A 13,491-nucleotide genomic window follows, 5' to 3' on the forward strand; every position below is an offset into this window, starting at 1 on the left:
GCGATGCCGATATACCGCAATTCGGGCTTGCGCAACGGCAGGCTGCGAACCGTGGCGGCGGAACGGGCGCGAGTGAAGCGGGAGCTTTGCGGCGCGACTATGGCCAAGCACTGCCGGCTTTGCCTTCGAACGAGCTTTATCGACACTCCGGCCCGCCTCCCCTATAAGAGCCGGAATCGTAAGCAGCAGAGGGCTTCATGATCATCGTCACGGGCGGCGCCGGCATGATCGGCTCCAACATCGTCGCCGCGCTCAATGCCGAGGGCCGTGACGACATCATGGTCGTCGACGATCTCACCGACGGCCACAAAATAGCCAACCTCGCCGACCTTCGCATCGCCGACTATCTCGACAAGGACGATTTTCTCGCGCGGCTCGAGGATGGCGGGCTCGGCCGCATCGAGGCCGTCTTCCATCAGGGCGCCTGCTCGACCACCACCGAATGGAACGGCAAGTTCATGATGGAGGTGAACTATGCCTATTCGAAGCAGCTCTTGCATGCCTGCCTGAAACTGCGCGTTCCCTTCCTCTATGCCTCGTCGGCTTCGGTCTATGGCGGCGGCAGCGAGTTCCGCGAGGAGCCGGACTTCGAGCGCCCGCTCAACGTCTACGCCTATTCGAAGAAGCTGTTCGACGATTATGTCCGCCGCAACGTCTTCGATACCGATCATTCGCAGGTGGCGGGACTGCGCTATTTCAACGTCTACGGCCCGCGCGAAGCGCATAAGGGCACCATGGCCTCGGTCGCCTTCCATCTGTTCAACCAGGTCGAGCGCGGTGAGAATCCGAAACTCTTCGGCGCTTATGGCGACTTCGGCCCAGGCGAGCAGAGCCGCGACTTCATCCATGTCGGCGACGTCGCCGAAGTCAATCTGTGGCTCTGGAAACGCGGCTTGAGCGGCATCTTCAACTGCGGCACCGGCCGCGCCCAGCCGTTTCGAGCGATCGCCCAGACGGTGATCGACACGCTGGGCAAGGGGGAGATTGAATTCATCCCCTTCCCCGACCATCTCAAGGGCAGCTACCAGAGTTTCACGCAGGCTGATATGTCCCGCTTGCGCGCGGCCGGCTACAATGGCCAATTCCGCACAGTCGAAACCGGCGTCAGGGACTATGTCGAATGGCTGAAGGCCCAACGATCCTCGTGATCGGCCCACGCTGGGTGGGCGACATGGTCATGGCGCAGTGCCTGTTTGCGGCGCTGAAGGAAAAACATCCGAATGCGGCCATCGACGTGCTGGCGCCGGCCTGGGCGGCGCCCTTGGTCAGGCGCATGCCCGAGATACGCAGCCAGATCGACTTTCCGTTGATGCCGGGAGCGCTCGAATTCCGCAGCCGCAGACGCTTCGGCCGTCTGCTGCGCGGCCGCTACGATATGGCCTATGTGCTGCCGGGAAGCTGGAAATCGGCGCTGATCCCGTTCTTCGCCCGCATCCCGCGCCGCGTCGGCAATTTGCGCGAGATGCGCTACGGCCTGCTGACCGACATCGTGCCGCTGCCCGAAGCCCTGAAGCGGCGCACGGCGCGCGCCTATTTCAGCCTCGCGCGCGGCGGCACGTTTCGCGCCCCGAGGCTCACCGTCGACAACGCCAATCAAGCCGATCTGCTGGCGCGGTTCGGGCTGACCGGCCGGAAATTCGTGGCGCTCATGCCTGGCGCCGAATTCGGCCCGGCAAAACGCTGGCCGGGCGATCATTATGCCGGGCTTGCCCGCGACATGATGGCCAAGGGGTTGGGCGTCGCACTGCTCGGCTCGAAGAACGATGCCGACGTGACCGGTGAGATCGCAGCACTTGCGCCGGGCGCCATCGACCTTGCCGGCAAGACGCGGCTGGAGGACGCCATCGATCTGATCGCCGCGGCAAAGCTTGCGGTGTCGAACGACAGCGGGTTGATGCATGTCGCGGCCGCCGTCGGCACGCCGATCGTCGCCGTCTACGGTTCGACCTCGCCGGAAAACACGCCGCCGCTCAGCGAGCGCTCCGAGCTGATCTGGCTGCATCTGTCCTGCTCGCCCTGTCACAAGAAGATTTGCCCGCTCGGCCATCTCAACTGCCTGAAGACGCTCGATGTCGCCCGCGTCACCGCCGCGGCCGACCGTTTGCTTGAAGTTCCGGCAGCGGCATGAAGGTGCTCATCGTCAAGACATCGTCGATGGGCGATGTCATCCACACATTTCCGGCCGTCGAGGACGCGCTGCGCAATCGCCCCGATATCATCTTCGACTGGTGCGTGGAGGAGCCGTTTGCTGGCATCGTGGCGCTGCATCCGGCAATCGGCACCATCCATAACGTGGCTGTGCGGCGTTGGCGCAAGAGGCTTCTCCATGGCGAAACCTGGCGCGAGATGGCGGGACTGCGCAGAGCGCTCCGCGCCTGTCGCTACGATCTTGTCATCGACGCGCAAGGCCTGTTGAAGTCGGCCCTGGTCGCCATTCAGGCCGACGCGCCGATTGCCGGATTCGACCGAGCGAGCGCCCGCGAACCTTCGGCAACGCTGCTCTATCAAAGCAAATACGCCGTGCCGCGCGACCTGCACGCCATCGAGCGCACCAGGCGATTGTTCGGACTGGTCCTGGGCTACCAGCCTGACCTATCGACCCTGGAGTCCGGCATCGTGCCGCCGGCGGGCAATCTGCCCGGCCTTGAAGGCAGAGCCGCTTTCCTGCTGCACGGCACCAGCCGCGATGACAAGAAATGGCCGGTCAAGGATTGGATCGAAATCGCGCGCGGACTGGCCGACCGGCACTTCACGCCGGTCGTCACCTGGTCGAATGATGCGGAAAGGAAAGTGGCGCAAGCCATTGCCGCGGCCGTACCAAGGACGGTGCTGGTTCCAAAATCGCCGCTCGCCGATATCGCCGCGATCCTCGGCCGTTCGACGCTCGTCATCGGCGCCGACACCGGCCTCACCCATCTTGCCAGCGCCTTCGGCCTGCCGACGGTCGCCATCTTCCTGGCGACGGAACCAGGTCTCACCGGCCCGCAAGGACCGTTCGCATCGACCTTGCTTGCGCCAGCCGGTCGCAAGGTCGCGCCGGCCGACGTGATAGCGGAGGCCGAGAGGCTGCTGGCACAGCGTGCTATCTCCCCCACAAAGGGGGAGACAAAAGTTAGATAAACTGCACCTCGACGATCTCGTAGCCGCGAGCACCGCCCGGGGCGTTGACCTCGATGGCGTCGCCGACTTCCTTGCCGATCAGCGCACGCGCGATCGGCGAGGAGATCGAGATGCGGCCGGACTTCACGTCCGCTTCCTGGTCGCCGACGATCTGATAGGTCTTCTTTTCCTCGGTGTCCTCGTCGACGAGCACCACCGTCGCGCCGAACTTCACCTTGTCGCCCGAAAGCTTGGACACGTCGATGACCTCGGCGCGCGCGATCAGATCCTCGAGCTCGTTGATGCGGCCTTCATTGTGGCTCTGCGACTCCTTCGCCGCGTGATATTCGGCATTTTCCGACAGGTCGCCATGCGAGCGCGCTTCGGAGATCGCCTCGATAATACGAGGACGTTCCTCCTGCTGGCGCCAGCGGAGCTCTTCCTTCAATGACGCGAACCCCTCGCCTGTCATCGGGACCTTGATCATCTGCCTGACCTTTCCTGCCGCCGCCCCCGTCTTCGGGGGTGGCCTTGTCGATAGGTACAAAAAGAAAACGGTCCGGCAGCCTCGGGCTAACGGAACCGTCTCACCACAATTTCCCTGAATATAGCAATCTTCGCGCGATTTTCACGCCCAAAAATGAAATTCGGCAAAATGATCACCGCTTTCGCGGGTACACGGCCCGGCAAACGAAAAACCGGCCGCGATTGCCCGCAGCCGGTTCGAGGAGCCTCGAAGCCCTGTTCAGCTCCTCAGGAAATGATCGATCTGCTCGGACAGCATGCCGTATTCGCGCGAGCCCTTGCCGGTCCGCTTTTCGATTTCCTGGAGCTGCTGTTGCGCGCCGGCAAGATCGCCGATCTGCAGATGCGCCTCGCCCAGATATTCGCGCACCAGCGTGTAGTTCGGGTCGATGCGCAGCGCTTCCTCGTAATAGCCGAGGCCGACCGTGATGCGGCCCGAATGGCGATGCGAATAGCCGAGATAGTTGAGGATGCGCGGATCCTGCTTGTTGGCGGCAAGCGTCAGCACCGAGATCGCCTCATCATAGCGCCCGGCCATCGCCAGATCGTGGCCGGCCTCATAGATGCTGTCGTCGTCCAGCATGCCATATTGCGGCACGACGCATTTCTTCTTCTTCTTGTCCCAGACCTCGCCCTTCTTGCAGGTGCTGGTCGTCTGGCCGCCGCTGCTGCCACCGCCACCCTCACCCGCCGTGAACGCGGGCGCAACGAACAGCGGCAGCGCCGCAACAGCCATGACCTGAACAAGCAAACGTCTGCGCATCGAAGCCTCCATGAGCGTGACAATGGCAGATTAACGCCGCTCCGGCGCGGTTTCATCCCGAAATGCGGGCGGCTGCCGAACTATTTTCGACGGCCGGAAAGAAGCATTTACCTGCGGACGTGACGCGCGCTTTAATTCCGCTATCATCGGGGCCAAGCGCATCACGTGGGAGAAAGGCCAGTGCAGCAGCGCCTCGAGAAGGAGTGGGAACTTTCGATCGATCCGGACACGGTGCGCCTGTTCATCCTCAAGGCGAAAGCGCTGAGCGCCGCCGTCAACGAGGACTATGACGACGGCGCCGAGCATGAGGTCGAGTTCGACGGCGACACGCATGCCAGCCACCACCATGATGGCCTTGTCGAGGAAGCCTCGGAAAACCTCACCGAGGAGGAATTCCGCGAGCTGATCAACGATCTCAACATCGACGAAGCGGCCGAGCTGATCGCGCTCGCCTGGGTCGGGCGCGGCGACTATGACGCATCCGAATGGGCGGATGCGGTGGCCGCCGCCAGGGAGCGCCCCAGGAAGCGCGCGGCCAAATATTTGCTTGGCCTGCCGATGCTTGCCGACTGGCTGGAGGAAGGCCTTGAGGCCATCGGCGCGTAACGCGCCGGTAACCGATTGTGATCGGCAAGGCCGCCGACGCAGGCAACTTCGCAACGCGACTGCCGTTTCGGGGCGATGGCAACGCTAAGCCTTTCACGACTTTGCAGACTGGCGCTGCCTGTGGCGGCCGCGATCCTGCTGGTTTCGCCGGCCCTGGCCAAGCATCACCACCGGCACAAAAGCCCCGTCCCGCCGGCCGGCCAAAGCGCCGCGCCGGCACCGGAAACGCCTCCGCCAACCCCGGTTCCGGGATCGCGGCCGCAGGATATGGAGAACGGCGTCGACAAGTCCGGGCAAGGCAAACGCCGCCTCGACGGCAATGACGACTTCCTCAACCAGGAGAAGTCGCATCCGAAATGGGACGCTCGCCCGCCGCGCTCGAAGGGCGCTCGATCCGAGTCTCGGACGGACTCCGAGCCTGAGACGCCGGACGTGGTGCCGACGCCGCCGCAGAAGCCCGCCGAACTGGAGCCGGAGCCGCCGGAAACCGCGCCGCAACCGCCGGAAAAACCCGAACCGCCGGGCGAGGAAAAGATGCTTCCCGATCCGCGCTCGGCCGAAATGCCCGCCGACAAGATGCCTGCGGAAGAAACCGCATGCCGGGAGCGGCTGAAGGCGCTGGGCGTCGAGTTCGAGGAGCACAAGGCCGAGCACGATGAGGAAATCGGCTGCTCGATTCCCTATCCGATAATTTTGAAGACGCTCGGCAAGTCCATCGGCATCAGTCCCGGCACCGAGCTCAACTGTTCGATGGCCGAAGCGGCCGCGCGTTTCATGGCCGATGTCGTCCAGCCTGCCGCAAAGGCTGAACTCGGCGCCGACCTGAAATCGGTCAAACAGGCCTCAGCCTTCGTCTGCCGCCCGCGCAACGGCACCCGCAAACTGTCGGAACACGCCTTCGGCAACGCGCTCGACATCGCCAGCTTCACCCTATCGGACGGGAGGCGGATCGAGATCGGGCCGGCGCCGCCTGAGAAGGACGCGAAGTTCCTCGACGCGCTGCGCAAGGCTGCCTGCGGGCCGTTCAAGACGGTGCTTGGGCCGGGTGCCGACCCCGACCACGAACTGCATTTTCACCTGGACCTGGAACCGCGCCGGCACGGCGGCACCTTCTGCCAGTAGGCACGATCTCGAAAGTTTCGGGTTGCGTCCCGGCAAGAACAGCGCCGCAATTCCGCCCCATGCATGAATGTCGGCGCTGATCTTTCCTTTACTGTTGAGGGTTAACCTTGTGCCATTCGGGGACAAGGACGCCTCTCAATGGCTGGAAGACTTGGCGCTGTGCTGGTGGCGGCGCAACGGAACAAGTGCGCACGGATCGCGATTGTCGGGCTGGCCGCGGGCGCCATCGCGACGATATCGGCCTGCACGACCGGTGACGTCTTTGCGCTGCAGCCAGCCGTCGATGTCGGCAGCCAGACGGCGGCCGTGCCGCAGCCCGACGCGCCGCAATATTCCGGCATGCAGCGGCTCGTTCCGTCCAACCCCTATATGATCCAGGCCGCGTATCCGCGCATGGATGAGCCGATGTCGCCTCTCGAGCAGATGCCGGCCAGCGAGATCGACTGCCGCAACGAGCTGAAGCGGATGGGCGTCGTCTACCAGGACATCCAGCCGATCCATGAAGGTCAGTGCGGCATCGATTTCCCCGTTAAAGTCTCGGCGATCGGCAGCGTCGCCATGAAACCGGCGGCGACGCTGACCTGCAATATGGCCGCCACCTTCGCCGCCTGGACGAAGAACGAGCTGCAGCCGGCCGCGCGCTGGCGCTATTTCTCCGGCGTCAAGGCGATCCACCAGGGCTCCAGCTATTCCTGCCGCAACATCGCCGGCGAAGGTGTTTTGTCCGAGCACGGCAAAGGCAACGCCCTCGACGTGATGAGCATCGAGCTCAACAATGGCGACGACATCGACGTGCGCAAGCCCGGCCTGTTCGCTTTCCGCACGCGCGGCTTCCTCAACAATGTGCGCGCCGACGGTTGCGAGTATTTCACCACCGTGCTGGGTCCGGGCTACAATTACGATCATCGCAACCATTTCCACTTCGATATCAAGAACCGCAAAAGCGGTTACCGCGCCTGCCGCTGATTTGAGGCGATCACCGAGGCAACCCGCTTCGTCCTCATGTCGCCAGCCTGGCTCCACAGGCCTCTGCCCCAAACGGCCAACACGGCATAAAATGGTCGCGCGAGGATTTGGGAGCGATTTGTCGTGGGTGAACGAAGCCTGAGGCGGCGCGCGGCGATCTGGCTGGCGGCCATCTGCGCCTTCTATTTGGCGCTCGCCTATGTCGCCGCGCCGGAATTCTGGACCTGGCGGGAGCGCGGCTTCCGCACCCGCCCCTTCGAGATGGTGACGCATACGCCGCAGGGCATTCCCGGCGATCCGATCAATGTCGGCCTTATCGGCACCGAGAAGGAAGTCGTCCATGCCTTCGCGGTCGCGGGCTGGGACACGGCCGATGCCGTGACACTCAGGACCGCGATCGACATCGGTGAAAGCGTTTTGTTTTCCCGCCCCTACCCCGATGCGCCGATGAGCCGCCTTTTGTTCGAGGGTCGCGGCCAGGACCTTGCTTTCGAGAAACCGGTCGGCGGCAGTGCCGACCGGCGCCATCACGTCCGCTTCTGGCAGACGGACGCGGTCGGCGACGACGGCCGCCCGCTCTGGTTGGGCGCCGCGAGCTTCGATCGCGGCGTCGGCTTCAGCCACGACACGGGCGCCGTCACCCATCATATCGGCCCCGACATCGACGCCGAGCGCGACTTTCTGATCGGCGACCTGAAGGCCGCCGATCAGCTCACATCCACCAGCGAGATACCGGGAATCGGCGCCACCAAGACGGGACGCAACGGCGGCGGCGATCCCTATTTCACTGACGGCATGGCCGTGATCGGCGTGCTGAAGACGCTGCGGTGATCTCACCACGCGCCCTCAGGTCGTGGTGATCACGATCTTGCCGAACGGCCCCTGTTCCAGACGCTGAAGCGCCTGGGGCACCTCATCGAAGCCGTAGACCTTGTCGACGACCGGTCGGATGCCGAGCGCCTCTATCGCCTGGTTCATGCGCTCGAAGGAGCGGCGGTGGCCGATGGACAGGCCTTGCACCGTGATGCGGTTGCGCATGAGAGGCAGGATCGGAAAGCTGATCTCCATCGCGCCGAGCAGGCCGATGACGGACAGCCGGCCATCGGCGGCAAGGGCGTTGAGCGACCGGCGCGCATTGTCGCCGCCGACCATTTCCAGCACATGGTTCACGCCAAGCCCGTCCGTGATGGCGCGAGCGGCCTCGTCCCATGCCGGCTGGGCGCGGTAGTTGATCGTCCGCCACGCGCCGAGATCCTTGGCACGCTTCAGCTTCTCGTCGCTGCTCGATGTGACGATGGCGCGCAGGCCGAAGGCGGCGGCGAATTGCAGCGCAAACAGCGACACGCCGCCAGTGGCCTGGATAAGGATGGTCTGGCCCGGCACCGGCCTTGTCGCCTCCGTCATCGCAAACCAGGCGGTCAGCGCCGCGATCGGCAGCGTTGCGGCCTCGACATCGCTCAGCGAGGCCGGTGCCGGCACCGCCGCGTCCTCACCGAAGACGACATATTGGGACAGCATGCCTGAAAGCGAGGAGCCCAGCGTGTGCCGGTGGAGCACCGCCGGTGCGTCGCCGTCAGGCCAGTCGGTGATCACTTGTCCCAGGACCCGCTGTCCGACCTTGAAGCGGCTCACCGCGCCGCCGACCGCCACGACCTCGCCCACGGCGTCCGAAGTCGGCACGAATGGGAAGGACAGGTCGGGGATGAGCACGCCGTCCACGATCATCTTGTCCTTGTAATTCAGCGACACGGCTTTCGTCCGTACCAGAAGCTGGTGTGGCCCCGGCTTGGGCACGTCCCCTTCCACCGGCTTCAGTTTGGAAAGGCCGAACCCGCTCATTTGCCAGGATCTGTTGCTGTCGGTGTCCATGCATCGCGCTCCTTGGTTGATGGTGCGCGAGAGATTTATGCGATCCGACTATGGAAAATAGTGCCGCAATGCGGGATATTCGGCAACAAATTGAAGAGTTCAAATCTACAATAGGGAATCGATATGGATCCGGCTGACCTCCAGGGCGTCGTCGCATTCGTCAACGCGGTCGAAGCCGGCAGCTTCACGGGCGCCGGCGAGCGGTTGCATGTGACGAAGTCGGCGATCGGGAAGTCGGTCGCGCAACTGGAGCAGCGGCTGGGTGTGCGCCTCCTCAACCGCACCACGCGCAGCCTCAGCCCGACCAGCGAAGGCATGAGCTACTACGAATCCTGCGCGCGGGCGCTTGCCGAGATCGAGGCCGGGCAGGCGTTGCTCGCCTCGCGCCGGCAGGTCCCGTCGGGCAGGCTCCGGGTCGATGTGCCGCTCGCCTTCGGTCGCCGATGCGTCGCGCCCGTGCTGTTCGACATATCCAGCCGGTTTCCGGACCTGACGATCGAGATCTCCTTCAACGACCGGCGCGTCGACCTGATAGAGGAAGGCATCGACCTTGCCGTGCGTATGGGCGAGCTCGACGATTCTTCGTCGCTTGCCGCACGCCGCATCTATGCCCAGCGCTCGGCGATCTGCGCCTCTCCCGCTTATCTTGAACGGTATGGCCGCCCGCAATCCGTGGACGATCTCGCCCGGCACAGCGTCATCGGTTACGGACGTGAAGGCGTCGTCCGGCCCTGGGCCATACGCGACGGCGCCGGTCACCTCACCACTTTCGTGCCCAAGGCGCGGCTTGTGCTCGGCCATGGCGAGCCGATGCTGGACGCCGCGCTCGCCGGCTGCGGCATCGCCTTCCTGCCTACCTGGCTTGCCGGCCAGAGCCTGAGGCGCGGCGCGCTCGAAATGGTTCTGTCGGATCATCTGGTGGAGCACATCGCCGTCCATGCCGTGTGGCCCCTCACACGCGCGCTGACGCCGAAGGTTCGCGTGGTCATCGACGCGCTTGTCGGGCATTTTTCGGCGCCGATTTGGGATGCCGCCTGAACACTACGCCTGTCATCTGCCAAAAATACCGGCAGGCTATTTTCGAATGCACTGCAGCAATGCTATTGACCGCCGATGCTTTACGTTGAAATCGCCGTCGTTGCCGTCCTCATCTTGGTGAACGGCCTTTTGTCGATGTCGGAGCTTGCCATCGTCTCGTCGCGGCCCGCCCGCCTCAAGGCGATGATCGACCGCAACGTCAAGGGCGCCGGCCGTGCGCTGGCGCTGGGCTCGAACCCTGGCAAATTCCTGTCATCGGTGCAGATCGGCATCACGCTCGTCGGCGTCCTGTCGGGCGCCTTCTCGGGCGCGACGCTCGGCGAAAGGCTGGCGCAATATCTGGCCTCGGCCGGCATCCGCGAAAATATCGCCGACCCCATCGGCGTCGGCATTGTCGTCGCTTTGATCACCTACGCCTCGCTGATCGTCGGCGAATTGGTGCCGAAGCAGATCGCGCTGCGCGATCCCGAACGCGTCGCTGTCCGCGCCGCGCCGGCAATGACCATCCTTGCCACCGTCTCGGCGCCGCTCGTCTTCCTGCTCGACGTTTCCGGCCGCGCCGTGCTGTGGCTGCTCGGCCAGGCCGGCGAGGCGGAAGAGAAGGTCACCGACGAGGAGATCAAGATGCTCGTCGCCGAGGCCGAGCATCACGGCACCATCGAATCCGACGAGCGCCGCATGATCGCCGGCGTCATGCGCCTTGGCGACCGTGCTGTGCGTGCCGTGATGACGCCGCGCACCGAGGTCGACTGGCTCAACCTGCAATCCGACGAAGCCGCGGCTCGAAAGCTCTTGATGGAAACCCAGCACTCGCGGCTGCCGGTCGGCGACGGCAATGTCGATGCCATGGTCGGCGTCATTCAGACGCGCGACGTGCTGGCCGCCCTTCTCGCCGGCAGGGTGCTTGATCCGCGCCAGCATGTACGCGCCGCCCCCATTGTGCATGACCAAGCCGACGCGCTCGACGTCCTGCAGAGGCTCCGCGAGTCCGACGTACCTATGGCGCTGGTCCATGACGAATACGGCCATTTCGAAGGCATCGTCACGCCGGCCGACATCCTCGAAGCCATCACCGCGCGTGTTCCGCTCCGACCTCGAGGCCGGCGAGGAGGAGAACGCCGTCAAGCGCGAGGACGGCTCCTGGCTGCTCGCCGGCTATATGCAGGCCGACGAGATGGCCGAAGTGCTCGGCATCGACCTGCCGGAGAACCGCGACTACGAGACCGTCGCAGGCTATGTGCTATCGCATCTCCATCATCTGCCGACGACCGGCGAATGCGTCGACGCGCAAGGCTGGCGTTTCGAGGTTGTCGACCTCGACGGCCGCCGCATCGACAAGCTGATCGCCACCCGCCTGCCCGACGGGCATCGGCAGGTCGTGCGCTGAGCGGAACTTTGATCGCCTGCTTGCAGTTTCAGGGCATGGGGAAAAATCCATGGCCGAAGACAAGCAAGAACGCGATGCGCGACTGAAGGCGGAGAAGGAGTTCCGGGTCCGGTTTCTCGTGAAGGAGACCGGCATCACCGAGACCCAGGCCCGCGACCTTGTCGACATGATCGGCATCGATGCCGGTTCGCTTCTTCGGGAGGCGCGGCTCTTGAAGAAGAAATAGCGAGGCTGTGAATTGACTCGCAACGGTCACATTTCGAGCATACTATTTGTCCGTCGTCCGGACCGGACAGAGGCAAACGGACGTCTGAAAGCGGCATTATGCTTTCGCCCTGTCCAGGGAGGCAAGCGTTGTCAGCGTACGGCGTGGCGGATCCCGCCCAGCTCGATATTCTCGCAAAAGCCTTGAACGATTACTGCGCAAGGCACCACGTTGCCGACAAGGATGAGCGCGAACGGATCGCGGTCAAGGTAATGGCGCTCTTCGGCCAGGGCGTTTCCGACTCTATCCGGCTTTCGGCGGAGCTTGAACGCGGTTCCGCCTGATTGGCTTCGGCGCGTACGCGGGCTATCGCGTGCGCGGATTATCGGTTGTCAATGTTAGCCGCCAGGGGCGAAGCTAACGATGTGTTGCCCTGGTCGGCCAAGCCGCGGGGCAAGGTCCGGCCCGCAAAATCCTGTGTCACCATGATAAGCGGGCCGGACCGCCTGGGTTCCGCTCGCCCCTCCCACCCGCGGCTGCCGTCCTTCCCGGCTGCATGCTCAAGTCAAAATATATATAATTTACCCAACTTATATTCAAGGTACTAACGTTGCTTTAAATTAACGGCGAGAAAGGTAAGTAATCTACAATTAAACCTCAAGATAGGAATGAAGCACCGGCTTAATCTATTGACGGTTTGTTTCGGCGTGCGCTGCCCACATCGCATGATTGGCGGCAGCGGGGCATAGGCTTATGAGAGCGAGCGGCCGGCACGATTGGGCGCATTCGCGGCGGGACGCTGCCGGCGGGGGTCAGTTGCCTCGCCCTGGCTTGCCTGCTCTCGGGCACGGCCTCGGCCATGACTATTCGTCAGCAGCGAGACGGACCTGCGTAACGCCATTAATCTGGCCAATGGCGACGGCGATCCCAGCCGGCGACGATAGGTCGAACAAGGCAACCAGCGGTCGCTGGTAACCATCCGACATCCATAGGAATTTAATCTTGGATGGGGCGATTCTCGCAGGAGGTCGCGGTGGTTCGGCGCAACAAGGCAAAGCAATTATCTGAGTCAGAGCTGGAGCGGTTCATCATGGCGGCGGGAGCGCTGCACAGGAGCATCGTGGACCCGCTGATATCGACACAGTGCGATCATTACCGCTCCATGCAGGCCTTGCATCAAGCGCTGTTGAAAGCGGTGAAGGACATCACCGGGAAGGATGCCGCCTTTATCCGCTGGTTTGGGGCGGGGTCGCAGTAGACTGCTTCGCCCGCAGCACTTCCGGTCTGCACAATGCGCCTCCGGCGGCGGCGCCTTCGGCGTCACGTTGCGCAGGAACGGCACCAGCGCGGTGGCGATGACAAAAGCCGCCATGATGACCAGGAAGGCGTCGGCTCAGGCTATGGTGGAAACCTCGCGATGGGCAATTTGCCAGAGCTGCTTCAGCCATGCGGCATGGCCCTCATGGACGGCGCCGTTGCTGCCGTCAGAGGCGAAGGGCATTCGGTCCCGCTGGCTCGGCTATTCCTTGATGAAGGTGTCGAGACTGGTGCCGAAGGCACGCCAAGTTCCTACCTGCTTGCGGGAAGCGGTTTCGCCTTCCTTGCCGGTGATGGTGCTGCCCGCCACGGTCAGCCACATCGTCTCCAGTTTGCCGTCCCGCAATATGCCGGTGTAGCTCACCGCGGCGGGGCCGGCCGTACCCTCGCCGGCGGCTGTGACTCCAATCACGTCGCCATGCGCGATGCCGGATATCGGCACCGTCTGTCCATAGAAGCTGCTGTCTTCGAGTGCCGTGCGAAACGTGCCTTCGATCCGGCCGCCGTCCTCGCCGGTTATGTCGAGGACGGACCCATACTGATTACGCCATCTGCCAAGCCAAGGCATTCCGCTCCTCCACGACTATACGTCTT

The 13,491-nt window shown here is 63.7% G+C and carries 15 protein-coding genes and 1 pseudogene; 12 read left to right on the plus strand and 4 right to left on the minus strand.

Annotated elements, in window-relative coordinates; genetic code table 11:
- Positions 1-197: 197 nt before the first annotated feature.
- The 3 genes from rfaD to waaC are packed head-to-tail and all read left to right on the plus strand — an operon-like array spanning position 198 to position 3,120.
- Entirely contained in the window at positions 198-1,148 is a 951-nt protein-coding gene (rfaD, locus tag ACVMIM_RS29345) for an ADP-glyceromanno-heptose 6-epimerase (RefSeq protein WP_476116222.1), read from the plus strand.
- The gene (gene waaF / locus ACVMIM_RS29350) at positions 1,121-2,128 is read left to right on the plus strand and encodes a lipopolysaccharide heptosyltransferase II (protein WP_476116224.1); all 1,008 of its coding nucleotides are present in this window, start codon (positions 1,121-1,123) and stop codon (positions 2,126-2,128) included. The genes rfaD and waaF overlap by 28 nt, the downstream gene beginning before the upstream one ends.
- Positions 2,125-3,120 carry a lipopolysaccharide heptosyltransferase I gene (gene waaC / locus ACVMIM_RS29355; RefSeq protein ID WP_476116226.1) on the plus strand — a complete coding sequence of 332 codons (996 nt, stop codon included), beginning with the start codon at positions 2,125-2,127 and terminating at the stop codon, positions 3,118-3,120. The genes waaF and waaC overlap by 4 nt, the downstream gene beginning before the upstream one ends.
- On the opposite strand, the gene greA is transcribed toward waaC, so the two are convergent.
- Both greA and ACVMIM_RS29365 read right to left on the minus strand, forming a co-directional pair.
- Positions 3,113-3,586, minus strand: coding sequence for a transcription elongation factor GreA (gene greA, locus ACVMIM_RS29360; RefSeq protein WP_040996779.1), 474 nt, complete (start codon positions 3,584-3,586; stop codon positions 3,113-3,115). The two genes, waaC and greA, sit on opposite strands and share 8 nt — an antisense overlap.
- A 258-nt stretch (positions 3,587-3,844) precedes the next feature.
- Positions 3,845-4,387, minus strand: coding sequence for a tetratricopeptide repeat protein (locus ACVMIM_RS29365; RefSeq protein WP_476116229.1), 543 nt, complete (start codon positions 4,385-4,387; stop codon positions 3,845-3,847).
- 180 nt (positions 4,388-4,567) lie between these two features.
- Between ACVMIM_RS29365 and ACVMIM_RS29370 the strand changes: the two genes are divergently transcribed.
- The 4 genes from ACVMIM_RS29370 (at position 4,568) to ACVMIM_RS29385 (ending at position 7,912) form a co-directional block, all read left to right on the plus strand.
- Entirely contained in the window at positions 4,568-4,993 is a 426-nt protein-coding gene (locus ACVMIM_RS29370; protein WP_476116231.1) for a DUF3775 domain-containing protein, read from the plus strand.
- 114 nt (positions 4,994-5,107) lie between these two features.
- Positions 5,108-6,115 (plus strand): extensin-like domain-containing protein, encoded by a 1,008-nt coding sequence (locus tag ACVMIM_RS29375; RefSeq protein ID WP_476117410.1) that lies wholly within the window; start codon positions 5,108-5,110, stop codon positions 6,113-6,115.
- A 138-nt stretch (positions 6,116-6,253) separates the two neighbouring features.
- Positions 6,254-7,081: an extensin-like domain-containing protein gene (locus ACVMIM_RS29380; protein WP_476116233.1), complete on the plus strand. Its 828-nt coding sequence runs from the start codon at positions 6,254-6,256 to the stop codon at positions 7,079-7,081.
- Positions 7,082-7,204: 123 nt separating this feature from the next.
- A complete protein-coding gene (locus ACVMIM_RS29385) occupies positions 7,205-7,912 on the plus strand; it encodes an LssY C-terminal domain-containing protein (RefSeq protein ID WP_476116235.1) in 708 nt (235 codons plus the stop codon).
- A 15-nt stretch (positions 7,913-7,927) separates the two neighbouring features.
- On the opposite strand, the gene ACVMIM_RS29390 is transcribed toward ACVMIM_RS29385, so the two are convergent.
- Positions 7,928-8,950, minus strand: a complete 1,023-nt coding sequence (locus ACVMIM_RS29390; RefSeq protein ID WP_476116236.1) for a zinc-dependent alcohol dehydrogenase family protein — start codon at positions 8,948-8,950, stop codon at positions 7,928-7,930.
- A gap of 123 nt (positions 8,951-9,073) precedes the next feature.
- Here ACVMIM_RS29390 and ACVMIM_RS29395 point away from each other — a divergent pair, with 123 nt between their 5' ends.
- The 5 genes and pseudogenes from ACVMIM_RS29395 (at position 9,074) to ACVMIM_RS29415 (ending at position 12,838) form a co-directional block, all read left to right on the plus strand.
- Positions 9,074-9,988: a LysR family transcriptional regulator gene (locus ACVMIM_RS29395; protein WP_476116238.1), complete on the plus strand. Its 915-nt coding sequence runs from the start codon at positions 9,074-9,076 to the stop codon at positions 9,986-9,988.
- A 75-nt stretch (positions 9,989-10,063) separates the two neighbouring features.
- Positions 10,064-11,375, plus strand: a pseudogene (locus tag ACVMIM_RS29400) (hemolysin family protein).
- Between the two features lie 49 nt (positions 11,376-11,424).
- Entirely contained in the window at positions 11,425-11,601 is a 177-nt protein-coding gene (locus ACVMIM_RS29405) for a hypothetical protein (protein WP_476116240.1), read from the plus strand.
- A gap of 128 nt (positions 11,602-11,729) precedes the next feature.
- Positions 11,730-11,924, plus strand: coding sequence for a hypothetical protein (locus ACVMIM_RS29410; RefSeq protein ID WP_476116242.1), 195 nt, complete (start codon positions 11,730-11,732; stop codon positions 11,922-11,924).
- A 689-nt stretch (positions 11,925-12,613) separates the two neighbouring features.
- Positions 12,614-12,838, plus strand: coding sequence for a hypothetical protein (locus ACVMIM_RS29415; RefSeq protein WP_476116244.1), 225 nt, complete (start codon positions 12,614-12,616; stop codon positions 12,836-12,838).
- Between the two features lie 261 nt (positions 12,839-13,099).
- Here the strand turns inward: ACVMIM_RS29415 and ACVMIM_RS29420 are convergent, their stop codons facing one another.
- Positions 13,100-13,465 (minus strand): avidin/streptavidin family protein, encoded by a 366-nt coding sequence (locus tag ACVMIM_RS29420; protein WP_476116246.1) that lies wholly within the window; start codon positions 13,463-13,465, stop codon positions 13,100-13,102.
- Between the last annotated feature and the right edge of the window lie 26 nt (positions 13,466-13,491).

Source organism: Mesorhizobium sp. USDA 4413 (genome assembly GCF_056280365.1).